At 54.0% G+C, this 24,649-nt stretch carries 23 protein-coding genes and 1 tRNA gene; 11 read left to right on the top strand and 13 right to left on the bottom strand.

Translation table 11 applies throughout. The features are described from left to right. Window positions 1-7 precede the first annotated feature (7 nt). A complete protein-coding gene (locus RG807_RS10400; RefSeq protein WP_309044859.1) occupies window positions 8-784 on the top strand; it encodes a pseudouridine synthase in 777 nt (258 codons plus the stop codon). Here the strand turns inward: RG807_RS10400 and ychF are convergent. From ychF to RG807_RS10360, 8 genes are all read right to left on the bottom strand, one after another. Continuing rightward, complete coding sequence (gene ychF, locus RG807_RS10395; protein WP_200202009.1) at window positions 774-1,865, bottom strand: redox-regulated ATPase YchF; 1,092 nt, start codon at window positions 1,863-1,865, stop codon at window positions 774-776. The genes RG807_RS10400 and ychF overlap by 11 nt on opposite strands. 114 nt (window positions 1,866-1,979) lie before the next feature. After that, window positions 1,980-2,573, bottom strand: a complete 594-nt coding sequence (pth, locus tag RG807_RS10390) for an aminoacyl-tRNA hydrolase (RefSeq protein ID WP_309044858.1) — start codon at window positions 2,571-2,573, stop codon at window positions 1,980-1,982. Window positions 2,574-2,594: 21 nt separating this feature from the next. Next, entirely contained in the window at window positions 2,595-3,242 is a 648-nt protein-coding gene (locus RG807_RS10385) for a 50S ribosomal protein L25/general stress protein Ctc (RefSeq protein ID WP_298450495.1), read from the bottom strand. 186 nt (window positions 3,243-3,428) lie between these two features. Then, window positions 3,429-4,379, bottom strand: a complete 951-nt coding sequence (locus RG807_RS10380; RefSeq protein WP_309044857.1) for a ribose-phosphate pyrophosphokinase — start codon at window positions 4,377-4,379, stop codon at window positions 3,429-3,431. A gap of 52 nt (window positions 4,380-4,431) precedes the next feature. Continuing rightward, window positions 4,432-4,506: transfer RNA gene (locus RG807_RS10375), tRNA-Gln, on the bottom strand. Between the two features lie 19 nt (window positions 4,507-4,525). Then, the gene (gene ispE / locus RG807_RS10370) at window positions 4,526-5,389 is read right to left on the bottom strand and encodes a 4-(cytidine 5'-diphospho)-2-C-methyl-D-erythritol kinase (protein WP_309044856.1); all 864 of its coding nucleotides are present in this window, start codon (window positions 5,387-5,389) and stop codon (window positions 4,526-4,528) included. Continuing rightward, window positions 5,386-6,021, bottom strand: a complete 636-nt coding sequence (gene lolB / locus RG807_RS10365) for a lipoprotein insertase outer membrane protein LolB (protein WP_309044855.1) — start codon at window positions 6,019-6,021, stop codon at window positions 5,386-5,388. The genes ispE and lolB overlap by 4 nt, the downstream gene beginning before the upstream one ends. Further along, window positions 6,021-7,781, bottom strand: coding sequence for a tetratricopeptide repeat protein (locus RG807_RS10360; RefSeq protein WP_309044854.1), 1,761 nt, complete (start codon window positions 7,779-7,781; stop codon window positions 6,021-6,023). The genes lolB and RG807_RS10360 overlap by 1 nt, the downstream gene beginning before the upstream one ends. 248 nt (window positions 7,782-8,029) lie before the next feature. On the opposite strand from RG807_RS10360, the gene hemA reads away from it, so the two are divergent. From hemA to RG807_RS10340, 4 genes are read left to right on the top strand one after another with little or no spacing between them, the layout of a single operon-like run. Beyond that, on the top strand, window positions 8,030-9,319 hold the full coding sequence (gene hemA, locus RG807_RS10355; RefSeq protein ID WP_309044853.1) for a glutamyl-tRNA reductase: 1,290 nt from the start codon (window positions 8,030-8,032) through the stop codon (window positions 9,317-9,319). Beyond that, a complete protein-coding gene (gene prfA / locus RG807_RS10350) occupies window positions 9,316-10,404 on the top strand; it encodes a peptide chain release factor 1 (protein ID WP_309044852.1) in 1,089 nt (362 codons plus the stop codon). Before hemA ends, prfA begins: the two co-directional genes overlap by 4 nt. Then, the gene (prmC, locus tag RG807_RS10345) at window positions 10,394-11,260 is read left to right on the top strand and encodes a peptide chain release factor N(5)-glutamine methyltransferase (protein WP_309044851.1); all 867 of its coding nucleotides are present in this window, start codon (window positions 10,394-10,396) and stop codon (window positions 11,258-11,260) included. The genes prfA and prmC overlap by 11 nt, the downstream gene beginning before the upstream one ends. After that, window positions 11,250-11,999 (top strand): HesA/MoeB/ThiF family protein, encoded by a 750-nt coding sequence (locus tag RG807_RS10340; protein WP_309044850.1) that lies wholly within the window; start codon window positions 11,250-11,252, stop codon window positions 11,997-11,999. Before prmC ends, RG807_RS10340 begins: the two co-directional genes overlap by 11 nt. A 143-nt stretch (window positions 12,000-12,142) precedes the next feature. Here the strand turns inward: RG807_RS10340 and phrB are convergent, their stop codons facing one another. Then, entirely contained in the window at window positions 12,143-13,549 is a 1,407-nt protein-coding gene (gene phrB, locus RG807_RS10335) for a deoxyribodipyrimidine photo-lyase (RefSeq protein WP_309044849.1), read from the bottom strand. Window positions 13,550-13,705: 156 nt separating this feature from the next. On the opposite strand from phrB, the gene RG807_RS10330 reads away from it, so the two are divergent. The 6 genes from RG807_RS10330 to RG807_RS10305 are packed head-to-tail and all read left to right on the top strand — an operon-like array spanning window position 13,706 to window position 18,316. Next, complete coding sequence (locus RG807_RS10330; RefSeq protein ID WP_309044848.1) at window positions 13,706-14,515, top strand: DUF432 domain-containing protein; 810 nt, start codon at window positions 13,706-13,708, stop codon at window positions 14,513-14,515. Between the two features lie 51 nt (window positions 14,516-14,566). Continuing rightward, window positions 14,567-15,427: a mechanosensitive ion channel family protein gene (locus RG807_RS10325; RefSeq protein WP_309044942.1), complete on the top strand. Its 861-nt coding sequence runs from the start codon at window positions 14,567-14,569 to the stop codon at window positions 15,425-15,427. Next, complete coding sequence (locus RG807_RS10320; RefSeq protein ID WP_309044847.1) at window positions 15,408-15,905, top strand: ATP-dependent zinc protease family protein; 498 nt, start codon at window positions 15,408-15,410, stop codon at window positions 15,903-15,905. Before RG807_RS10325 ends, RG807_RS10320 begins: the two co-directional genes overlap by 20 nt. Continuing rightward, window positions 15,902-16,807: a 30S ribosomal protein S6--L-glutamate ligase gene (gene rimK, locus RG807_RS10315; RefSeq protein ID WP_298449807.1), complete on the top strand. Its 906-nt coding sequence runs from the start codon at window positions 15,902-15,904 to the stop codon at window positions 16,805-16,807. Before RG807_RS10320 ends, rimK begins: the two co-directional genes overlap by 4 nt. A gap of 3 nt (window positions 16,808-16,810) precedes the next feature. Next, complete coding sequence (locus RG807_RS10310; protein WP_309044846.1) at window positions 16,811-17,875, top strand: succinylglutamate desuccinylase/aspartoacylase family protein; 1,065 nt, start codon at window positions 16,811-16,813, stop codon at window positions 17,873-17,875. A gap of 15 nt (window positions 17,876-17,890) precedes the next feature. Then, entirely contained in the window at window positions 17,891-18,316 is a 426-nt protein-coding gene (locus RG807_RS10305; RefSeq protein ID WP_309044845.1) for a secondary thiamine-phosphate synthase enzyme YjbQ, read from the top strand. A 15-nt stretch (window positions 18,317-18,331) separates the two neighbouring features. Here the strand turns inward: RG807_RS10305 and amn are convergent, their stop codons facing one another. The 4 genes from amn to RG807_RS10285 all read right to left on the bottom strand — a co-directional run bounded on the left by amn (window position 18,332) and on the right by RG807_RS10285 (window position 24,616). Continuing rightward, window positions 18,332-19,807, bottom strand: a complete 1,476-nt coding sequence (amn, locus tag RG807_RS10300) for an AMP nucleosidase (RefSeq protein ID WP_309044844.1) — start codon at window positions 19,805-19,807, stop codon at window positions 18,332-18,334. 8 nt (window positions 19,808-19,815) lie between these two features. Then, on the bottom strand, window positions 19,816-21,213 hold the full coding sequence (locus tag RG807_RS10295; RefSeq protein ID WP_309044843.1) for an MFS transporter: 1,398 nt from the start codon (window positions 21,211-21,213) through the stop codon (window positions 19,816-19,818). Window positions 21,214-21,308: 95 nt separating this feature from the next. Beyond that, window positions 21,309-22,745, bottom strand: a complete 1,437-nt coding sequence (locus tag RG807_RS10290; RefSeq protein ID WP_309044842.1) for a sensor domain-containing diguanylate cyclase — start codon at window positions 22,743-22,745, stop codon at window positions 21,309-21,311. A gap of 239 nt (window positions 22,746-22,984) precedes the next feature. Beyond that, a complete protein-coding gene (locus tag RG807_RS10285; protein WP_309044841.1) occupies window positions 22,985-24,616 on the bottom strand; it encodes an alkaline phosphatase in 1,632 nt (543 codons plus the stop codon). Window positions 24,617-24,649 lie beyond the last annotated feature (33 nt).

The raw sequence follows: 24,649 nt of genomic DNA, 5'->3' as shown, positions 1-24,649 counted from the left end.
GTTTTTCGTGAAATCGAAGACTCACCGGCTGGACCGCTTTATTAGCCAGAATAGCGAGTTCTCGATTTCTGATACCCGCCTTTTAGTTGCCCAAAAAAGAATCATTCTGGATGGTCGTGCGGCTAATTCGGTTCAGCAGCGAGTGACTGAGTTCACCCATGTTGTGTTGGATGGCCAATGCTTAAATGATAGCCAGCCCGTTTACTTGATGCTCAATAAGCCCAAAGGGGTTGTTAGCGCGACCAAAGACTCTAAGCACCCTACCGTTCTGGATCTTATAGACCACCCACGCAAGAGCGAGCTGCACATTGTTGGGCGCCTGGACCTTAACACAACGGGGTTGGTGCTTCTGACCAACGATGGGGCATGGTCGCGCAAGATAAGCCTGCCTGAGACAAAACTCGAAAAAACCTATGAAGTGACTCTCTCCAGGCCTCTTGGTGAGAAGTATGTGGCTGCGTTTCGGGAGGGGATTTACTTTGCGTATGAAAACATTACAACGCGCCCGGCAAGCTTGGAGATACTTTCAGAGTACACCGCCAGGCTCTCGCTGGTTGAAGGCAAATATCATCAGGTAAAGCGGATGTTTGGTCATTTCCGAAACCAGGTGTTGGCGCTTCACCGGGTTTCTGTCGGGAGTATTACCCTTGAGGGGGCTGAGGGGCGACTTGCGGAGGGGGGTAGCAGGCCGCTAACAGCTGAAGAGTTCGGTAATGTGGGTATCAGGGCTGTCAAACATCCGTTCGACAGCCCCGCAGGCACATCAGATAGGGTTAAACATTAAAGCGGAAGTGAATGACGTCGCCGTCCTGAACAATGTATTCCTTGCCCTCAAGGCGCCATTTCCCAGCTTCTTTTGCTCCTGCTTCGCCGTTGTATTTCACGAAATCCTCATAGCCGATGATTTCAGCGCGGATAAATCCTCGCTCAAAGTCTGTATGAATCACTGCAGCGGCTTGTGGGGCCGTAGCGCCGATTCTAACGGTCCAGGCCCGTACTTCCTTTACACCGGCCGTAAAGTAGGTCTGCAGGCCTAACAGGCTGTAGCCGGCGCGGATAACCCGGTCGAGACCTGGCTCTTCCATTCCCATCTCACCCAGGAACATGCTCTTTTCGTCATCTTCCAGTTCTGAGATTTCGGCTTCAATCTTGTTGCAAATTGGCACTACAACGGCGTTTTCTTCTGCCGCGATTGCGCGCACTGTATCGAGGTACGGGTTGTTCTCGAAGCCGTCTTCGCTCACGTTGGCGATATACATGGTTGGCTTGATTGTGAGAAGACACAGTTCGCGGATCAGCAGGAGTTCGTCTTTATTCAGACCCATGCCGCGCACTGGCTTGCCTTCGTTCAACACAGGCAGAAGGCGTTCAAAGATTTCAATCTGAGCCTTGGCCTCTTTGTCGCCGCCTTTAGCAATACGCTGAACACGCTTGATGGCTTTTTCAACAGTGTCCATGTCGGCCAGGGCAAGCTCGGTATTGATGATCTCGATGTCTGCCGCCGGATCGATTTTGTTGGCGACGTGAATGACGTTGGGGTCGTCAAAGCAACGTACCACGTGTGCAATGGCTTCGGTCTGGCGAATGTTGGCAAGGAACTGGTTGCCCAGGCCTTCACCTTTGGAGGCGCCCTCAACCAGGCCGGCTATGTCCACAAACTCCATGGTTGTAGGGACAGTGCGCTGGGGCTTCACGATCTCCGCAAGTTTGTCGAGCCGGGGGTCGGGCATGGCGACGACGCCAGCGTTAGGCTCAATGGTGCAAAACGGGAAGTTTTCCGCGCCAATGCCTGCTTTGGTCAGTGCGTTGAACAGGGTGGATTTGCCGACGTTAGGTAGGCCGACGATGCCGCAGTTAAAACCCATGGAATGCCTCTGCTGGTACTGGAAAGTTTGGCCGGATTATACCGGTGTACGCCAAAGGGTGCGAGTGAGGGAAATCAGGGCTGGTAGATTAGCCTGAAGTGGTCTCTGGCAGGCTCAGGCGGTAGTTGGTTTGAAACTGTGTAAGCGGTTCATGGCGGCTGCGAGGTTGCCAGAAACTGCATCGGGTAGCACCCGCATGGTTTCATTGAACACCTCGTTCAGGTCTTCCGTTTCACGCTTGCCTAAACGGCCAAGGACGTAACCGGTAACCTTGCGGCTATCGCCAGGGTGGCCGATTCCAATTCGCAGTCTTTGAAATTCGTTGGTGCCCAGATGGGCTATGGTGTCTCTCAAACCGTTGTGGCCACCGTGTCCTCCGCCTTTTTTAAGCTTGGCGGTGCCGGGAGGGAGGTCCAGCTCGTCGTGAGCAATCAGTATCTGACCGGGAGAGATTTTGAAAAAGTCTGCGAGTGCTTTTACAGAAAGGCCGCTGCGATTCATGAAAGTAGCGGGATTCAGCAGGTGGAGCTCAAGGCCCTGCCACTGAATGCGGGCGTAGTGCCCGTGGTACTTCTTTTCGGGGCGGAGCGACTGACCCGCATCACGGGCCAGTGCTTCAACGAAGAGGGCGCCGGCATTATGGCGGGTATTCTCGTAGTCCGGACCGGGGTTACCCAGCCCAACCACCATGACAATATCCTGTGCCATCTGCCAACGCCTCCGGAGTACTTACTCCTTGTCTTCGCCTTCTTCGCCTTCAGCTGCTTCATCTTCTGCATCGTCAGACTTGACGCCTTTCGGCTTGCTGACAGACACAACAGCCTGGTCGTGTTCTGCGTCGTGCTGCAGAGCAGGAATGCGAACGCCTTCTGGCAGTACCAGGTCACTCATGTGAATAACCTGGTCCATCTCGACATCAGCCATATCGATGGCGATGAATTCAGGCAGGTTTTGCGGCAGACAAGCTACCTCAACTTCGGTCATCAGACGGAAGGCAACGCCACCAAAGGTCTTGATCGCAGGTGCTGTGTCTTCGTTCAACAGGTGTAGAGGAACGTGAACAAAGATTTCCTGGTCTTTCTCTACGCGCTGGAAGTCGGCGTGAGACAGCAGCAGCTTGTACGGGTGCCGCTGAAGGTCTTTGATGATAACGCTTTCTTTCTTGCCATTCAGTTCAATGGTCAGAATGTGAGAGAAGAAGGCTTCGTTTTCCAGAGCTTTTTTCAGCTCGTTGTGCCAAATGGAAATCGGAGTCGCTTCTTTACCAGCACCGTAAATGATGGCTGGAATTTTACGCTCTTCGCGACGCAGGCGGCGGCTCGCACCTTTCCCCTTGTCGTCACGAGGAAATGCTTCAATAACAAAGTCCTGAGACATGGTTTTTACCTCAATCGTCATCTGAACTGCCCGCGACCAGGCGTTTGGACAGATGATATTTTCGAAAAGCCGGATTTTTCCGGCTGACTAAAAGAGTCGGGAGCCTTGTAGGGCTCCCGACTCGGTATCTTGATGAAAGCTGCCAGTAACTTGCAGTTTATCAGCGCATTACGGCGAGCAATCTACTCAGGCGTTCTCAAACAGCGCGCTGATAGACTCTTCGTTGCTTACGCGACGAATGGACTCTGCGAGCAGTCCGGCCATGCTGAGGGGGCGGATTTTAGCACAGTTCTTCGCTTTGTCACCCAGCGGGATAGTGTCGCACACAACAACTTCGTCAATTACTGACCCGTTGATGTTTTCGATTGCGGGGCCAGAGAGAACCGGGTGGGTAATATACGCCACCACACGGGTTGCTCCACGCTCTTTCAAAGCATTAGCGGCCTTGCACAGGGTGCCTGCGGTATCGACAATGTCGTCCACAAGGATGCAGGTCTTATCTGCAACGTCACCGATAATGTGCATAACCTGAGATACGTTGGCCTTGGGGCGGCGCTTGTCAATAATGGCCAGGTCGGCGTCATCCAGTAGTTTGGCAATGGCGCGGGCCCGTACAACGCCGCCTACGTCTGGTGATACCACAACAAAATTCTCAAACCGCTGCTTTTCGATGTCATCAAGCAGAACAGGTGTGGCGTAGATGTTATCTACCGGTACATCGAAAAAGCCCTGAATCTGGTCAGCGTGCAGGTCTACCGTCAATACGCGATCGACGCCGATGCTGGAGACCATGTCGGCAACAACTTTGGCGCTGATGGCAACGCGGCTGGAGCGTACCCGGCGATCCTGGCGTGCATACCCGTAATAAGGGATAACTGCCGTGATGCGTGATGCAGAGGCGCGGCGCAGGGCGTCGGCCATCATGATCAGTTCCATCAGGTTGTCATTGGTTGGGTAGCACGTGGGCTGAATAATGAATACATCGTGACCACGAACGTTTTCGTTGATCTCGACGGTAGTTTCGCCATCGCTGAAACAGCCTACAGTGGCTTCCCCCATGGGGATGTGGAGTTTTTTTGCGATAGCGTGAGAAAGCTCGGGGTTGGCATTGCCAGTGAAAATCATCAATTTGGACACGACGGCATCCTTCTCGTTTTCGGAGGTTGAGTCAGAAGAAGCGGGAGAAAAATGGCTGGGGTGGCAGGATTCGAACCTGCGCATGACGGGATCAAAACCCGTTGCCTTACCACTTGGCGACACCCCAGTATCGTGCTTTTTCGGCATCATTCTAGCTCTGTCAGCTTTTGGTGAAGTGGTGATATGTTCACCCCTTTAGCTACGAACCCGGTGATGCCGGAAGGTTTGCTTTCCCAGATGATCCGGGCTGCGGATTCTGTAGGGAAACGTCCAAATATGCAAGCCCCGGTTCCGGTTAATCTTGCAGGTCCGAATTGTTTGAGCCAGTCCATGCTCTGCTTGACTTCAGGATATAGTTTTTTAACCACATCTTCACAGTCATTTCGGTACCTCGAGGCGTCTCCCTCAAAAGCGGGCGCTATTGTCATCTTCGGGGTGTTTCTTGTCAACCCTTGTTCTGAAAATATCTTTCCGGTGTTGATGTTGCATGTTGGTTTCAGAACCAAAAACCAGTCTTCTGGCGGGAAGGCAGGGGTTAGTCTTTCGCCAACGCCTTCGCCGAAGGCTGCATGGCCATGCACGAAAACGGGCACATCTGCGCCGAGGGTCAGGCCTATTTCTGCAAGCTCGTCTAAGCCCATTTGCAGTTTCCAGACGTGGTTTAGCCCCAAGAGGGTAGTGGCTGCGTTTGAGCTTCCCCCGCCGAGTCCGCCGCCCATCGGCAGGCGTTTTTTGATACTGATGCTGACGCCAGGAAGCTCGCCAGCCGCCTTGTGCGCTAGGGCGCGAGCTGCTTTGATGATCAGGTTGTCTTCATCCGGAACGCCGGTAATGGGGCTCTCAAGGCGAACTCCAGGATGTTCAGGTGTTACGCGGAGCGTTATATCGTCGCCGTAGTTGAGGAATTGAAACAGAGTCTCAAGCTCATGGTAGCCATCTGCGCGCCGGCCAACTATGTGGAGAAAGAGGTTCAGCTTGGCTGGGGAGGGCAGGGTTAACGTGTCGGTCACGGCGCCAGATCCTGCCAGTCGCTGACAACAACGCGCACTCGTTTGTTGTCCTTCAGTGCGGTGATTCTGGCAGGCAGGGCGGGGGTGCTGCCTTGCAGTTCGTGCCAACGATCGTAACGGATTTCCCAGCCGCCTTGGCGAATGATCGCTAACTCACCACGGGTATCAAACAGCAGCCGAAAATCACCCGCCGGTGCCGGCAGGCCGCGTATCCACCAAACCAGGCTTTCCAGAGGCAGTTGCCAGCCCGTGGCGGCCTCCATAAGCGCATCTGGATCTCCAGAGCGATAGGTTTCACCGTTGGAGAGGGTAAGTTCAATAAACCCCGGAGTGCCATTCAGCTTAGTGCTGCCCATTCCCAGAAATGAGGACGACAAGGCTAGATCATAGGCCTCGCCCTCCTGTATCCAGTGGTTAATGATGGCTGTGCCGCTGTCTGTTGGTTGGCGCACCGCCAATTTGCCTGATAACTGCCAGTGATCAAACTGCCTTAGTTTCGCAGAGCGGTCTTGCCAGTCGGCGGGAGGCTGATCTGTCATCCCCTCCGGTAATGGCTCCAGTTGAATGGTGGTGCAGGCGTTCAGGCTCACCATAAGCAGTACGGCTGCCCATAAGCGCATAGCCTTTAGCATCACTGTTCACCAGTGTTGGTCAGCCGGTCAATGGTTTCTCGCAGCACGTCGTGTTCCATGTCCAGCTCAAGCGCTTCTTTCCAGATTACTTGCGCCTGCTCTTCGGCACCGCTCATCCATAAGGCTTCTCCATAGTGGGCGGCCACTTCCGGATCAGGAAATGCTTCCCAGGCCCGGGACAGATAATCGAGTGCGGGTTCAATCTGACCTTCCTGAAGCAGAACCCATCCCATGCTGTCGAGAATGGCCGGGTTTTCCGGATCCAGCTCCAGGGCCTGCTCAATGTAGCCCCGGGCTTCGCTCAGGCGGTCAGTACGGGTGGCCAGTATGTAACCAAGGGCGTTAAGCGCGACGGCGTTTTTCGAGTCGTTTTCAATGATCAGCTTAAGGTCCGCCTCGGCCTTTTCGGGCTGGCCCAGTGCGTCGAACAGCATGGCCCGGGCATAGCGGATCTGAAGGTTTTCTGGATAGTCCTCAAGTGCGCTTGTAGCAACTTCTAACGCTTCTTGCTGGAGCTTTTGGTCAAGTAGCAGGTTGACCTCAAGCAGCCAGAAATTTTCAGCTTGTGCGGGGTTGGCGCTGCGCATGGAACGAATATCTTCCAATGCTTCGTTGATCCTCCCTTCTGCAGTTAGCAGGGCGCTGGCACGCGCAATAGCAGGGAAAAAGTAATTGCCTTCGTCCACGCTCTGGTAGTAACCGATAGCCTGCTCTGCATTACCTGCCTCGTCTTCTATCCTGCCCAGGTAATAGTTGGCTTCGCTGGTGTGGAGCCCCTGCTCGTTTAGTCGGTTAAGCTCTTTTTTTGCCAGCTCCAATTGCCCGTTTTCCAATGCAACAAGGGCGTGCGAAAGGCGTAGGCCGGGGTTGTCCGGATAGCGTTTTACCAGTCGGTTGAACTCGTCCTGGGCGGCTTGCAGCTCGCCTTCGCTGATCAGCATGCGTGCATATAGGGTGCCCATTTGCCGACTGGCGGGGAAGCGGCGGGTGTTGACCATCAAGTGCTCAAGCGCTTCGATTTCTCTGTCGCTCTGATAGAGGAGGTCACCCTTCAAGATAATGGCCGGCTGAAAGTTGGGCTCTTCCTTTAATAAGGGTTCTAGACGACCAAGTGCTGCTTGCGGGTTGCCGGCAATTTTCAACAGCAGGGCGATGCTGTATTCCAGCTCAGGTATGCCGGGATGGCGGTTTGCCATCTCATTGTATAAGGTCATCAGCTCTTGCTGTTGTTCGGGTGACAGGTTGCCCGCCATGGCCGCAAGGCTGTCGAAGTCTGCATCTTCCCCCTGGTTCAGGATTTGCTCCATGTACCCCAGAGCAGATTCGAGTTCATTGCGTTTTACTGCCTGAATGGCAGAGACCCTAAGTGCTTGAAGGTTGTTGGGGTCTACCTCAAGCCAGAGTTCAGCCAGCTGTTTCTGGGCGTTGTCACCATTGAGGGACTGGGCAATACGCATGGCCCGCTCAATTACGTTGGTGTCTCTGGACTGCTTGGCTGCCCGAAGGTAATTAACCAGGGTAACGTCATACCGGCCGCGCTGTGCTGCGATTTCAGCTGAAAGCAGTAAGTACAGTGTTTCCGGCTCAAAGTCCGCATACTCTATAGGCGGTTCGCTGTTGGCTTTTCTGGAATCTTCCTGCGTGTGCGTGGGGGCTTTTTCATCAACAACGGATGAATGGCCGGAACCGGTTATACTGGCGCAACCTGCCAGTGAGAGGCCAAACAGGCAGGTAATCAAAAGCGGTGCGGATTTGTACATGCAACTTCCCGTGATTTTTTGACTACGCACCCTGAATAGCTCGGAACTCTCTCTTTTTTTTGAGTTGAGCCGGGCCCGGCGTGCGCCGATTCCCTATAATGGCATAAGCTCCTGTTCTTGCCCAACCTGTCCGCACTTCCCGAAGCATGAACGGTTATGGGTGGCAGCTGAAGGCCCGGGCCGCTAAAATGCACGCACAATGGCGATCATGCACACCGTTTATTGCTAGAGGATTGTAGAACCAAGAAATGGCACTGCTAACGCTGGGAATCAATCATCGCACCGCCCCCATTGAATTAAGGGAGCGAGTTGCGTTTACGCCTGAGCGTATGTCAGAGGCGTTTGCAGAGTTGCGGGCGGCATCAGGTGCCAGCGAGGCTGCCATTCTTTCGACCTGCAATCGCACCGAGCTATATCTTGCGGGCGACGACGACTGCGCGTCGCTGGTATTGCGTTGGTTGGCGGGCTTTCACAATCTGGATGCTGCGGAGCTCGAAGAAGTGTTGTACATCCACCGCGATGCAGATGCTGTGCGACACATGATGCGCGTCGCTGCCGGATTGGATTCCATGGTATTGGGTGAGCCGCAGATTTTCGGCCAGTTGAAGGATGCCTATGCGCTGGCCCGGGAGCACGGCGGGAGTGGCTCTTTCCTCTCTCGCATGTTTGAGCAAACGTTCACCGTAGCAAAGCGTGTTCGTACACAAACTGCGATTGGCGAAAATCCTGTTTCTGTTGCTTATGCGGCAGTAAGCATGGCGAGTCGCATTTTTGCTGATATGTCGAAAAACACGGCACTGCTGATAGGTGCAGGCCAAACCATTGAGCTGGTTGCGCGTCATCTTGCAGATGCGGGCGTTAAAAACTTTATAGTAGCCAACCGCACCCTGGAGCGGGCTCAGGCACTGGCGGATTCCAGAGGTGGTCGGGGCATTCTGCTTTCAGAGATTCCGGATTATCTGGCAGATGTGGATATTATTATTTCATCTACAGCCAGCCCCCTGCCTATTCTTGGTAAGGGTGCGGTGGAGCGCTCGTTGAAGAAACGTAAGCACCGGCCATTTTTCATGGTAGACATCGCCGTACCCCGGGATATAGAGCCGGAAGTGGCATCCTTGGCGGATGTGTATCTGTACACCGTTGATGACCTGCGCCAGGTAATTGAAGAAAACATCCGTACCCGAGAGGGTGCTGCCCGTGAAGCAGAAAATCTCATAGCCGATGGCGTACAGGAATTTCTCAGCCAGCTCAGAGCGTTGGATGCTGTGTCCACGCTAAAACAGTTCCGCCAACGTGCGGAAGTGTTGAGAGACATAGAAACGGAAAAAGCCCTGCGCGCCTTGCGCAATGGCGGTGATCCCGAAACAGCATTGCGCAGTCTCGCGCGAGGCCTCACAAACAAACTCCTGCACGAACCTTCGATACAGGTTCGCAAGGCCACCACCGAAGGGCGAACCGAGGTGACCGAATGGCTGAGAGAGCTGCATCAGCTTGATGTGTTGGAAGTAGACGCGACCACCACCCCGGAAAAAATATGAAATCATCCATACAGTCCCGCCTCGAGCAGCTTGTTGAACGCTACGAGGAGGTGAGTGCTTTGCTCAGCGACCCTGCTACCATCGCCAAACAGGACAAGTTCCGGGAATTGTCGCGGGAGTATTCCGAGATTGAGCCGGTAGTGCAGTGCTTTCAAGCATGGAAGCGCTCACTGGGCGATATCGATGAGGCAAAAGAGCTGGCGAAAGACGGCGATGCCGAGATGCGCGATATGGCCGCAGAAGAGCTTGAGATTGCCGAGCAGAAAACCGAAGAGCTGGATGAAGAACTGCAGCGCCTGATGCTGCCAAAAGATCCGAACGACGGAAAAAACGTGTTCCTGGAAATCCGTGCAGGAACCGGTGGTGACGAAGCCGCCATTTTTGCCGGAGATTTGTTCCGCATGTACAGCCGCTATGCTGAGGGTCGCCGTTGGCAGATTGAAGTGCTGAGCCAGAACGAAGGCGAGCATGGAGGTTATAAGGAAATAATTGCCCGGGTTGCCGGCGATGCTGTCTACGGTGCACTGAAATTTGAATCCGGAGCTCACCGGGTTCAGCGGGTGCCGGAAACTGAATCCCAGGGCCGCATTCATACCTCTGCCTGTACCGTTGCGATCATGCCGGAAGCTGATGAGGCGGAAGCGGTTGAGATTAACAAGGGTGACCTGCGCGTGGACACTTTCCGCGCCTCGGGCGCTGGTGGCCAGCACGTAAACAAAACCGACTCGGCCATCCGGATTACTCACTTGCCCAGCGGCATAGTAGTGGAGTGCCAGGAAGAGCGATCGCAGCATAAAAACCGTGCCAAGGCCATGAGTCTTCTGGCCTCAAGACTGCAGAACGTTGAAACAGAGCGCCATCAGCAATCCATGGCAGAAACCCGCAAAAGCCTGGTGGGGAGCGGGGATCGTTCCGAGCGAATTCGAACCTATAACTTTCCTCAGGGCCGGGTAACCGACCATCGAATCAACCTCACACTGTACAAGCTTGATGATGTGATTGCGGGTGACCTGGATTCCGTAGTTGTGCCTCTTCAGCAAGAGCATCAGGCGGAGCTTCTGGCCTCGCTTTCCGATGACGAGTAAGCCTTCACTAACCTGCGAGGCGCTGCTGGGTGACGCAGCGCGCCGCATCGCCGGAGACACCTCCCGGCTTGATGCCGAATTGCTTCTTGACCATGTGACGGGTATTGGGCGTTCCGGCTTCCGTGCTTTTCCTGAGCGCGAAGTCGAGCCCCGGCTGGCAGCTCAATTCGAAGATCTTGTGGTGCAGCGTGTGCAGGGAATGCCCGTGGCCTACCTGTTGGGACATCAAGAATTCTGGTCACTCCCGCTAAACGTCAGCAAGAGCACTCTTATTCCACGCCCGGATACCGAATGTTTGGTGGAGCAAGCGCTGGAATTGCACTTGCCGGATGATGCCCGGGTTGTTGATCTTGGTACCGGCACTGGTGCCATCGCTCTGGCGCTTGCCAGCGAACGGCCGGGCTGGGTCGTTAGCGCCTGCGACCTGATGGACGATGCGGTGGCATTGGCGCAGGCAAATGCCAGCTCTTTGAAGTTACCTGTAGAGGTTTTTCAGAGCCGGTGGTTTGCGGGGTTGCCCGCTGGCAGTTTTGATCTGATTGTTTCCAATCCACCTTACATTGCATCCGGCGATAACCACCTGGCTGAAGGCGATGTTCGTTTTGAGCCGGCCTCTGCGCTGGTATCCGGAGCGGATGGCCTTGATGATATTCGCCTGATTGTCAGCGAGGCGCCTTTTTGGCTGAACCCTGAAGGCTGGCTACTTCTGGAGCACGGGTTTGATCAGGCTGAGGCTGTTCAAGGGCTGCTCGCTACTCGGGGGTTTGCTAAAGTGGAAAGCCGGAAAGACTACGGCGGCAACGATCGCATGACCCTGGGGCAATGGCCCCGACAAGGAGCCCTCCATGCTCAGTGATGAAGAACTCCTGCGCTTCAGTCGCCAGATTTTGATGCCCCGTTTTGATATTGCAGGGCAGCAGGCTCTGAAGTCCGCCCACATTGTGATTGTCGGATCTGGTGGCCTCGGCTGCCCGGTTGCACTTTACCTGGGTGCTGCCGGTGTTGGTCACATAACGCTGGTGGATGATGACGTTATCGAACTGGCCAATCTGCAGCGTCAGATAGCGTTCGAAACTGCACAGATTGGCGAACCCAAAGCGGAAACTCTGGCTGCACGCGTGCGCAGTATCAATCCAGGGGTGTCTATTTCTGTGGTTGACCGCCGCCTTGATCTGGATGGCTTTGCGCAGGAAGTGGCGGGAACCAACTTGGCTCTGGACTGCTCGGATAATTTTGCTACGAGGTTCGCACTTAATCGTGCTTGTGTGGCTGCGGGTGTTCCGCTGATTTCCGGTGCGGCGATCCGGGGCGAAGGTCAGGTTGGTGTGTACGACAGCCGGAATTCGGAATCTCCCTGTTACCACTGTTTATACCCTGAGCAGGGCAATGAAGACTTGACCTGTTCTGAAGCTGGTGTGATCGCGCCGTTGGTTGGGATGATTGGTTCGGTTCAGGCTATGGAGGCCATTAAGGTGCTTTCCGGCGTAGGCACTTCGCTTGTTGGCCGATTATTGATTCTGGATGCTTGGGAAATGCAGTGGCGGGAAATGAAGCTTGCAAGGGATCCTGATTGTCCGGTTTGTGGCTCTCGCTAAGTCTTGTTTGGCCGAAGCAGGCGTGGGAGGGGCTCTCCAAAACACGCTGTGAATACGTCCTTGTACGCTCGGCTCCGCCATCCATGGCTCCGCACGGTTTTGGAGAGCCCCTCCCACGCCTGCTTCTACATTGTGCGTCCGTCCTAGTCTTTTAGTGCCTGAAACTTCGCAATCGCCTCCTTCCTACTCTCTTTCAAATCAACAATCGGCCTTGGGTAACCACCAGGAATCACCCTACCTTTCGATGGATCGTGGATACGCTTGTTATCCAGCTTTGCCAGTTCAGGCACCCACTCGCGAATAAGTTCCCCCTTCGGATCAAAACGCTCGCTCTGCGTAACGGGGTTGAATACCCGGAAATAAGGCGCTGCGTCTGTGCCTGTAGATGCGCTCCACTGCCAGCCGCCGTTGTTGGACGCCAAAAACCCATCCACGAGTTTGGACATGAAATAAGCCTCGCCCAACCGCCAGTCGATAAAGAGGTTTTTCGTCAGAAACATCGCAGTAACCATACGCAACCGGTTGTGCATCCATCCGGTCTGGTTGAGTTGGCGCATGGCGGCGTCAACCAGGGGAATGCCGGTGTTGCCGGATTTCCATGCTTCGAAGTGTTCGCCTGGGTCGTTCCATTTTAGTGCTTCGGTTTCTGGTTTAAAGGCGCGATGCATACTCACTCGGGGGCAGTGGTACAAAGTATGGATATAGAAATCCCGCCAGGCGATTTCGTTTATCCAGGTCAGGAACCCTTCCTGATTGCCTCCCATACCTTGTGCTTGTTTTGCTGCGAACAGGCACTGGCGGCCGGAGAGTACGCCGTTAGCCAGGTAAGGGGAGAGCTGGCTGGTGCCGTCAAGAGCGGGGAAGTCTCGTTGCTCTTTGTAGGCACCGCCGTTTTCGTTGAGGAAACCTTCCAGTTGTGAGTGGGCAGCATCCTCTCCGGTTTCCACCAGTGCTGGCGGAGCGTTTTCAAAACCATCAGGAATGCGTGAGATGCGTTCCGGCTCAATAGCTTCGCCCAGAGCTGCAGGAATCGGGTATAGCCCTGGCTGGTTGTCATCAATCCAGGTGCGCCAGCGGCGGGAGAAGGGGGTGAAGACGGAATAAGGCTCACCCTGGCCGGTTAGTATTTCGCCCACCGGCGCCACGGTCTGGTCGCGGTACTTGCGGGTTATGATGCCCAATTCGTCAAAACGGTGCTTCACTGCTTTGTCGCGCTTGCGCTCGTTGATGCCATACTCTTCATTGAAGTGGAGTTGGCGTACGCCATGTTCACGGCAATGATTCTCCAGCGCGGTAATACTGTCAGTGAACTGATCGGCATGAATAAAGCAAAGCGGTATACCCAGCTTTCCCAGTTCCTCAGCCAGAGCATTGGCATGGGCGACAACAAACTGTACCCGTGCCGGTGACCAGTCGTGTTCCTGCCATTGCGCGGGTGTCAGGATGTAGCAGGCGCGAACGTTTGGATGACCTTCCGCTTTACAAGCAGAGGTAAGGGCGGGATGGTCTGCGATTCGGAGGTCATTCCTGAACCATACCAGTTGTGTCATTGGCTATTCCGTGTCGTGTTCCAGCATTTAGTGTAGGGGTAATTACATCGCACAGAGGCAATAAAATCACCTGGTTAGATATTCGCCCAAGACCCCTGATTGGATTATAGTCGTCACAACTTTAGTGGCCGTATTCGTGGGAGATTAGCAGCGATTATGGAGAATGAAACCGAAAGCTGGCGCGATGGCATTTGGGCGCAGCCGTATGAACTTTTGTCTGGCCAAACCCAGTACCACAAGCTTGGGCATGTGCGGCTGTGGGTAACCCTGCTGGATAATGAATGGCAGGTTCGCTCCGTAACGCGGGAGCCTGAAACAGACCCCGTGAGCTGGACGGAATCTATAGGGCATAAGCTACCACTGACAAGTGTTTCCCTGGAACGCTTTATCCGGGATGGGGATTCGCCAACGGTAACCTTTATACCGGCGGTGGCTAACCTTCCCACAGTAATCCGCCCGTTCCAGCCGTTGACCATTCCGGCAGGTGGTCGTTGCACAATTTATGTGGGAACGGTTGTGTGGATGAAGGTGTGTGCCGGGGCCAAACAGACCGTTCTGACCGAGGTTCCGCTGGCAGCCCCCTCTCTTACCTGGGTGGGCCGCAATACCATGGAAGGTGAGTTGTGCTATTCATCTTCCAGTTTTGCACGTTTGGTATTGGAGGCGGTTCCCAAGCGACCCTGGCGCGCAGTAACGCCGGTCACCATTATCAATCGACGGGCGGAACCATTGCTATTGGATCGCTTCAGCCTGCCCACGCCGTTGTTGTCACTGCACCAGAATGAGCGCGGACAGCTTTGGACACCGGGTGTGGTTGTTGAGGTCGAAACCGATATGAATTCAGCCAGCTTGCACGTGGATCAGAGCTTGCTCGTTGCGGCGGGCCCCTGTGAGCAGGTGGCTCCGGCCCGAGTGAAAGCGGCCAAGGGGCGCTTTGTACGAGCGTTCGACCGGGTGTTTGGCTGATGCCTTTTTTGCAGGTTAATTATTGTGGCTGAAGAGCTGAAGGCGGGTGCAATGCAGATGTTTACCGACATAGCATGGGGGCAGTGGATTAGTTCCGGCTTTATATTGGTGTTAGGTATTGTTCTGGCATCATTGGCGGCGCGGAGTGTGTCTCGCGTGATGTCCAAGCGCAGTTCCAGACACCACACGGTTATGATTCGACGGTTGGTATTTTACGTCATCTTTCTATTGTTTGGTGTGGCTGCGCTCCGGGAAGCCGGGTTTTCGCTGGACGTGGTGTTGGGTGCGGCCGGTATTCTGACGGTGGCCATTGGATTTGCGTCACAGACGTCCGCATCAAACATGATCAGCGGGTTATTCCTGCTTGTGGAAAAGCCCTTTGAAATTGGCGATGTCATTGAAGTGGAAAAGACTACGGGTGAAGTGGTGGGAATCGACATGCTCAGTGTAAAACTGCGCACCCGGGATAACCTCTATGTGCGCATTCCCAACGAAACCCTGATCAAGACCCCGGTTGTTAACCGCTCGCGCTTTCCTATTCGCAGAATCGACCTTCAGGTGGGTATTGCCTATGCTGAAGATGCAGAGAAGGTGGAAAAACTACTGTTGGAACTGGCTGAAAAGAACCCTGCCTGCCTGGAAGAGCCCAAAGCATTTGTGCTGGTTACAGCATTTGGCCCTTCATCGGTGGATTTGCAGTTCTCCTTCTGGGTACCGAAAGACAAGGTGTTGGAAGGCAAAAGCGGTATGCTCGTTGCTGTAAAGAAAGCTCTGGATAAGGCGGACATTGAGATACCGTTCCCCCATACCAGTATTTATGCTGGCAGCCACTCCGAGCCGTTCCGGGTGCAATTGATGGCGCCTGAAAAAGTCACTGAAAAGGAAGAGTTGGATGTCCAAAAAGACAGTTGAAGCCCTCAAGACCGTGGAGCCGATACCTGCTGAAAATAAAATCAGCCTGGGCTGGCGAGAATGGGCGGCGCTACCTGATCTGGATATTAACCGCATCAAAGCAAAAGTGGATTCCGGGGCGCGCACCTCGTGCTTGCATACTTTTCGGACGGAGCCCTACACACAGGATGGTGAGCGTCGAGTTCGGTTCTGGGTTCACCCGGTTCAGAACGATATGCACCAGGTTGTGGAGTGCGATGCTCGTGTGCTTGATGAGCGTGAAGTAACGGATTCCGGCGGCCACACAGAGTTGCGACTGGTGATTGAAACCACATTGGTGATTGGCGGCCAAAGTTGGCCCGTTGAGATGACGCTCACGAACCGCGATAGCATGCGGTTTCGCATGTTGATTGGGCGCACCGCGATGGAGGGTCGATCCATAATATACCCCGAAGCTTCCTATCTCGCCGGGGAACCGGCTTTAAGGCCTACAAAATGAAAATTGCAGTTCTATCCCGTAACCGGCATTTGTATTCAACCCGTCGTTTGGTGGAAGAAGGGGTCAATCGTGGTCATGAAGTGAAGGTGATTGATTGCCTGCACTGCTCCATGAACATCACATCCGCCAACCCGAAAATTCATTATCACGAAGAGGTTCTGGAGAATTTCGACGTGATCATTCCCCGTATCGGGGCGTCCGTTACTTTCTACGGCACAGCGGTTCTACGCCAGTTTGAAATGATGGGAACCTTCCCGGTAAACGAGTCTGTTGCCATCACTCGTTCACGGGATAAGCTGCGCTCCCTGCAGCTACTTGCTCGTAAAGGCGTGGGCATGCCGGTAACCGGCTTTGCCAATAAGCCGGATAACGTGCCTGAGCTGCTTAAAATGGTGGGCGGTGCGCCCGTGGTGATCAAGCTTTTGCAGGGCACCCAGGGTATTGGTGTTGTGCTGGCGGAAACCCGCACAGCGGCAGAAAGCGTGATTGAAGCGTTCATGGGCCTCAAAGCCGACATTCTTGTGCAAGAATTCATCAAAGAAGCCGGCGGTGCAGATATTCGCTGCTTCGTGATTGGCGATAAAGTCATCGCTGCTATGAAGCGACAGGGTGCCGAGGGCGAGTTCCGTTCCAATTTGCACCGTGGCGGTAGCGCCTCACTGGTTCGTATCACGCCGGAAGAGCGCAAAACGGCCATTACGGCAGCAAAAGCCATGGGTCTGAACGTGGCGGGGGTGGATTTGTTGCGCTCGAGCCGTGGGCCGCTGGTGATGGAAGTTAACTCCTCGCCGGGATTGGAAGGCATAGAGAACGCCACCGGCAAGAACGTCGCGGGTATGATTTTGAACTGGATTGAAAAAAATCACGCGCCCTGGCGCACCAAAACCAAAGGCAGAGGATAGTCGATGGCGCGCGCGCCCTTTGAGATGGCTGGAGTGCAAGTAAAACCTGGTACCCGGCAACAAGTAGAAATTCCAATTGCGAAGCTGTATACCCACACGCCGCTGCATATACCGGTGGAAATCGTGCACGGGCGCCGCGATGGCCCTGTGCTGATGGTGTGTGGCGCCATACACGGTGATGAAATCGCGGGTGTGGAAATTGTGCGCCGAGTGCTCACCAATTCAGCGCTTCGTAATCTGAGGGGTACCTTGATAGCGGTGCCCATCGTGAATATTTTTGGATTTGTGCACCGCACGCGCTATCTGCCTGACAGGCGCGACCTGAACCGCTGTTTTCCCGGCAACGAAAGAGGCTCTCTGGGCGGCCGTATTGCTTACCTTCTGCGCACCCAGATTATGGAGCATGTAACGCACATCATCGATTTGCACACGGGCGCTATTCACCGGTTCAACCTGCCGCAGGTGCGGGCCGAGCTGAAAAACCCTGAAACTGCACGCATGGCCGAAGCCTTTGCAGCGCCGGTGATTATTAATGCAGGCCTGCGGGAAGGCAGTCTGCGTGCCTACGCTGATTCGCTGGACATACCTGTCATCACCTACGAAGGTGGTGAGGCGTTGCGCTTTGACGACGTGGTTATCGGCAGTGGCGTAAAAGGCGTAATGCGAGTGATGCGCGAGCTGGAAATGGTTCCGCCACGGAAGGGCCGCGCAACATCGAAAAAGCGTTCTGAAATTGCAGCTAACTCCCAGTGGGTGAGGGCAGAGATTGATGGCATCATGCGGCCGGTTGCCAAACTTGGGCAGAAGGTACGCAAAGGCCAAAAGCTGGCCATGGTGGCAGATCCTTTCGGCGAATCCGAAACGGCGATTATGTCGCCTTGCTCGGGCATTGTTATCTGCGTGAATAATCTGCCGCTCGTTAACGAAGGCGAAGCCATCTACCACATAGCTCGATTCGATGAGCTTAACGAAGCAGAAAAAGCCATGGATTACTTTCGCAGCTCCTTTGAAACAGAGGTGAGCGAAGCAGTTGTGCCCATGCATCCTTGGGATGAACTTCAAAAATAAGCCACAGGAGCCGCCATGATCTGGGATCAGACATTCGTTGACCTTGCACCCTTGCCAAGGGGTTTTCATCTGGTAACCAATGAACTTCTCGCTCAGGCGCCGGAAATGACCAATTGCGAAGTGGGGCTGCTGCACCTGTTTATTCAGCACACCTCGGCGTCGCTGGCGGTAAATGAGAATGCTGACCCAAACGTACGCGGTGATCTCGAACGCCATTTCAACGTGATGGTGCCCGAGAGAGCGCCACACTACGAGCACGTACTAGAAGGGCCGGACGACATGCCGGCCCACATCAAGAATATCCTTATTGGCCCATCACTCACCCTACCAGTAAACCATGGCCGGCTTGCGCTAGGCACTTGGCAGGGCTTGTACCTCTGTGAACATAGAGACAACGCCGATGGTCGGCGGATTGTGGCTACGTTGCAGGGGAGATGGTAGCCGCGCCCGCTATAATCACCGGAACGGCGGCTCATCAAAGCTACGCAGTTTGCGCGAGTGTAAGGTGTAGCGCTCACTTCGCATCAGTTCCAGCGCGCGGATGCCGATATGCAAATGCTGGGTAACCGCGCTTTCGTAAAACGCCCCTGCCGCCCCGGGTAACTTGATCTCGCTGTGCAGGGGTTTGTCACTGACACATAGCAAGGTGCCATAAGGTACGCGAAACCGATACCCCTGCGCGGCGATGGTGCCACTCTCCATATCTACTGCGATGGCGCGGGCCAGATTAATTTGCGAGCGTTCCTGTGCCCAGCGTAGTTCCCAATTGCGATCATCGTAGGTCAATACAGTGCCGGTACGCAGTCGCCGCCGGAGCGTATCGCCCTCGTCGCCGGTAATCTCCGCAGCAGCCTGCTGCAGCACCTGTTGTACCTCGGCCAGTGCCGGCAGTGGGATATTTGGCGGCAACACCTTGTCCAGAATACCGTCGCGGCGCATGTAAGCATGGGCAAGCACATAATCGCCGATTACCTGGGATTGCCGCAGCCCGCCGCAGTGACCGATCATCAGCCAGCAGTGGGGCCGCAATACTGCAAGGTGGTCGGTGATGTTTTTGGCGTTGGAAGGCCCCACGCCGATGTTGACCAGTGTAATACCCTGGCCTTGCTCCTTGGCCTTCAGGTGGTAGGCTGGCATCTGGAATCTGTGCCAGACCACAGAGTCCACCAGTGTTTGCATTTCCTCTTCGCACATCCCTCGCTCAATCACCACATCGCCGGGTAAAACCATGCTCTGAAAACGGGAGCTGCCTTGCAACATATCCAGGCCGTGGCGAATAAACTGATCCACATACCGGTGGTAGTTCGTCAGCAATATCCATGGCTGTACATGTTTCCAATCACTACCGGTGTAATGCACCAGCCTGCGCAGTGAGAAATCGGTGCGCGATGCATCGAATAGAGACAGCGGCATCTCTTCAAGTTCTTGCCAGTCGTAAAGGCCATCGGCGGTGCCATCATCGGTGGCAGAAAGGTCCGTGCTGGGGAATACCCGTGAAAGCTCGCGGGCCGTAACGCCGGAAGCACCGAGTTCGTCGCCCTGCTCAACCACATAGGGGTAAGGAATGTTGACCTGGCTTGTGCCTACTTCCACGGCAACCGTGAAATCCCTCATGAGGAGTTTTAGCTGGCTTTCCAGATAGCGTCGGAAGGATGCTGGCTGGGTGACGGTAATGCTGTAAACGCCCGGGTCCTGAAGGCGCGCATAGGCGCGTATACTACTTGGTATTTCCCCCAGGACCCGATAAGTCAGGCGCAGCTCGGGGTAGCGAAATGCGGAGTGGGCGTTCGTTGGTAATTGGCGATCAACAAGGTACTGCTTTAGCGCTGCACGCAGTGAGCTGGTAGCTTCTTCGTAAAGGACGGCTAGCCGGTCAACGGCCGCTTCAGGCGTGGTTACTACAATATAATTATCATCACTGGATAGTGTCACGACATGCCTCAGAGTTGTTTTGCTGTTGTTATGGCAGCTTTCTGCGTACGTCGGGCCCGCAGGTCTTTAAAGGCCATGAATAATGCTAACAGAATGACCAGCATGATCGTCAGGAACCCAAGGCTCACTGCTGTGTGCCAGGAGCTCTGAGCTGTTACGGCGAACACAACGGCTGTGATCATGGCAATGCCAACAGATGTGCCAATGCGCTGGCCGGTTTGCATAATGGCACCGGAGCTACCTGCGTAGGTCAGTGGCACCTCAGCCAGTGTAAGTGCCTGGTTGGGGCTGATCACTGACCCATGGCCAAGGCCAAAAAAGGCCAGAGATAACAGCAACCACCATAGACTCAAGCCTGTGTGCTGGTGCAACTGCACCACGGCAATGCTGGACAGCAAACCGAATACCGCCAACATCAAGCCCCCGATGACAACCTTGCGGCCGTGCTGATTGACGCGCTTACCAGCCCAGTTGGCGGACCAGGCAGACAGCAATGCTGAAGGGACGCCGATCATCGCCGCTTCAAAAGCCGAAAACCCAACGCCTTGCTGAGCGTACACGGGCACCAGAACCCAAACACTGGTCATCCCAAGAAAATATAGAAACATGATGACACTGCCATTACGGTAGCTGGATATGGCGAAAATGGTCAGATCCACCATAGGGCTATAGCCACGCCGGGTATACCACCGCTCCCATTGAACCCAGAGGTAAAACAGCAACAGGCCTGTTGGAAGCAACAGCCAAACCATATCAGACGAGCCAGATTCAACAAAAGGATAGAGCACGGCTAACACCCCCAGGCCCAACAACAAAGCGCCCACTGGGTCAAGAGAACCGAGACCCTTGTCGGCTTGTTGTTTGGGTTTGTGTATTAACGGGCGGGGAAACCAGAGGAACGCCAACACCAGGGTTAGCAAGCCGATAGGCACATTAATAAGAAACGTGAGCCGCCAGCCTATATCTGCGCCACCCAATTGAATCAACAGCCCACCCAAAACAGGCCCGATTGCGACAGAAACCCCCACTGTGGTGCCGAAAAAGCCAAAGGCGCGGGCGCGATCTGGACCCTGAAAATACTGCTGGATCATGCCCATGCCCTGGGGGTTCAATAATCCAGAACCGACCCCCTGAACAAAGCGAGCCGTATTCAGCCAGTCCGCATCCGGTGCGAGCCCGGCGGCAACAGAGGCGAGGGTGAAAATGGTAACGCCCAGAATAAAAAAGCCGCCGCGCCCCATGAGATCCCCGGCACGCCCGGCGCTGACCAGCACCACGCCGAAAGTGAGCGCATAACCAGAGAGCACCCACTGGATATCAGACTGACTGGCAGCCAAAGCGTGCTTGATTGAGGGCAAGGCTACGTTGATCACACTCACGCCCATGAGCGACATAAAAATCGCCATGAGCAGCACGATAAGAATGCGCCAGCGGAGAGGGTCTTTGCTGGTGTCGGGGGTGGTGTTTTGCAGCGAACTTGTGATCCTGAAGGGCTCCCTGGTTACTGAAATGATGGTTGGCTGTATAGCCGGAAGCAGTTTTTCCCGCTCTTTTTGGCCGCATACATGGCTTTGTCTGCCTTGCTGATCAAGGTGTCTACATTTGCTCCATCTTTGGGATAGATAGCAATGCCAATGCTCGCACCTATGGTGGCTGCGCCGTTATCGAACTGAAAGGGTTTAGACATATTTTTGATGATACTTGAGGCAACTGCCCCTGCGTCTTTTTCGGAGATTCCACCATTCAACTGGATGATGAATTCATCACCGCCATAGCGCGCCACAAAATCCGCATCCCTAAGGCTGTTCTTCAATAGTTCACCAATCTTCTCAAGCGCTTGATCGCCGGCTCTATGGCCAAATGTGTCGTTAATAGCTTTGAATCCATCAATATCGACAAACAACAGCGCGATTGTTTCTGTATTTCTTTCTGCATTGGCGATCATGGAGGCACTTAATTTTTTGAACAGTCTCATGTTTGCGAGCCCTGTTAGCTCATCATAAATGGACTCTTCATAAAAAATATCCTTTTGCTCGTGTACCAGCCCAATCAGCACAGTAGAAATTATCGACATGGCGAAGATCAACTGAACTTCTAGCATTCCATAGAATGAGTAGCCAAATAGAACGTAAAAGGAAAGTGTTAACAGGTTTCCAATAAACGCATACATCAATCCAATGCCTAATCCCCATTTAACAGAGGTCCAGATAATGGGGATCAGAATCACGTAGTAGTAGCTTGAGTAGTTCTCGCTGAACTTGCCAAGAGATAAAACCAAAAATGATAGTAATATTATGATGAGGAACGCAACTAACTTGTCGGGCTTCAGAATATCTCGATGAATGGTGAGCTTTACATTGTTCCATCCGCAGGATCTAACATGAAGGAAAAATATAAATATCGGAAGTGCGGTCAGTGCGCCGGTTAGATTCCCGATAAAAAACAGGGGAACCTGCTCGCGCCATGACGAACTGAACGTACTACCTATAGTACTGGAGCCCATAACAAAAACGGCAGAAGCTAGAAGCGCAGTGATTATGAATATTAATATCAGTGTATAGTAGAATTTTGCGCTAACTGTATGTTTTTCAGGGTTTAGTTTTTTCAGTATTAGACCGGCGACGCCGTAAGTAAGAAACATTCTCAGGTCGGGAGCTAGCATTTCCAGGTTGTAGTTGAAAACATCCCGCTGTGGAAGACCGCCCAATATTATCGCAACAAGAAAAACAGGTAGGTATTTTGCTCCGAAAAGATAAATCAGCAGCATCGCAAACCCGGAGGGCGGGTAAAAGACGCTAATGCCTTCGGCAACCTCGAAGAGGTAAGCGATCTGGTTCAGGAACCAAAAAGAAAAAATAAAAAACAGTGCGTTTCGGAAGTGCAGCCTCGCCCCTGTCGGCCTAAAGGGAATGTTTGTTCTGTCCGACGAAACATCCATGAACGCTCCGGATCACACCGATTTTCAGGATTTTTATTTTCTGCCTGCACATGCGAAGGCTGAAAACGTCCAAGGCCTCAATTTCAATGCTTTTGAGAAGCATAAGTTAACCCGGTATAAAACGGTACCCCAAGGCTGAACCTTTGGTGCAATGTCCACTGCGGACGAGGTAGGTAGAGGGTTTTTCAGTAGGATACCGACCCTGCATGATTGCGGGGTCGGCGTTTTCGATTCGCCAGCTAGTCTTCCATCGCCTCCATGGCAAACTGACCAATATCCGTATGGTGCAGAATCTTGCCAAAAGGCTCCGCCACTTTAGCTGGCCCCTGGGTGAAGACCAGCACCGGAGTGTTGGTGTGAGTACCTGTAGACCAGACTACATTCTGCTGTTCAGCAACTTCGCGGGCCAGCAGGTTCTGGCGGTTGTCGTCTGTCTGGTACACGAAGAAGGCACCGTTTACGTCCATTTTTGGTACGGTTTTGGTGCTCAGGTACGAGTGGCCTTCGGTGTAGAAGGGGTTGTCTTCTGTGGCCAGTACCCGGGCCGCCTGTTCTTCGGTTATGTCGAACTGGGTTTCCGCGTTTACGATGCGCGCCAGGTTGGCGGGGGTTTGCTCATCTTCGCTCAAACCGTCGAATTGGCTGTAGAAGATGTCGCCATAGGATGAATTCTGCTCATACAGCTTGTCCAGAGTGGATACATCGCCAAAGTTGAAGCCTGGCTTGAACTGCTGTTCCTTGAACACATCGCCCGGCAGGTCACGGCCGTGGGGCAGGTCGTTGGCGGAGTAGCTGAAGCCGAAGCCGCCGGTTTCGTGGTCGGCAGTGACAACAACCAGCGTGTCATCCCGGCCTTCTGCCCAGTCCAGTACGTAGTTCAGGGTTTCGTTCATGCGCAGCATTTCATGCAGCATGGTACCTGTGTCGTTGTAATGGCCTGCCCAGTCAATCTGGCCGGCTTCAATCATCAGAAAGAAGCCCTTTTCGTTCTGTGACAGCGAGCCGATGGCTTTTTCCGACATTTCTTTCAATGTGGGAATGGTGCGGTTCGGGTCGTTTTTGGTCTGGTTCTCAACAATGGCGTTAGGCAATGAGGAATAGGCAAATAAACCGAGCATTTTGCCATCTGCCTGGTTCATCTGATCAAGATTGAACGCCAGGTCGTAGTTTTGTTGCTGCGCTTCGGCAACCAGATTGCGGTCGTCCTTGCGCTTGGATTTGATGCGCACAGAGCCTTCAGTCAATGCTTCCAGTTCCAGGCGCGCAGCGGATTGCTCATCATTGGCGGATGCTGGAATCCAGTAGCGCAGGCCACCAGACAACATCACGTCTACGTTGTTATTCAGCAGGTCCACGGCAATGTCATTTTCCAGGCTGCGGTGGCTCTGGTGGGCCGCAAAACCGGCGGGTGTGGCGTGGGTGATGCGGGTGTCAGACACCAGGCCGGTGGATTTGCCCAGCTTTTTCGCTTTCTCCAGAATGCTTTCCGCTGTGTTGCCGTCTTTGTCTGCGCCAATCATTTCGGCGCCAGCGAGTTTTCCGGTGGCCAGTTGGGTGGCAGAGGCCGCGGAGTCAACAACCAGGTTGTCATTGGCGTGGGTCATGGAGATGCCCATGGGGCCGTTTTCGGCAATACGGTCAAAGGCAGTGATGCCGTCGGTGATGACCGAGTTGGGCGCTTGCTTGGCATAAGCTAGCAGCAGGCCAATTTGTTGCGGGCCCATGCCGTCGCCAATAATCATGATGACGTTTTTGGCTTTTTCAGGCTCAGCCAATGCGGCTTGAGAGTCTGTTTGCAAGGGGGCACAGGCTGCCAGCAGGAGGGATGAAGCAAGCAGCCCCGCACCCGCCGTGATGTTTCGGATATTCATAGATGTCCTTTTTTAAAGGTTAGTCGTTTTATG

The sequence above is a fragment of the Marinobacter sediminicola genome (genome assembly GCF_031157525.1).
GTDB classification, from domain to species: domain Bacteria; phylum Pseudomonadota; class Gammaproteobacteria; order Pseudomonadales; family Oleiphilaceae; genus Marinobacter; species Marinobacter sediminicola.
Note: the sequence above shows the minus strand (reverse complement) of the source record. Positions and strands in the feature narration are given on the sequence as shown.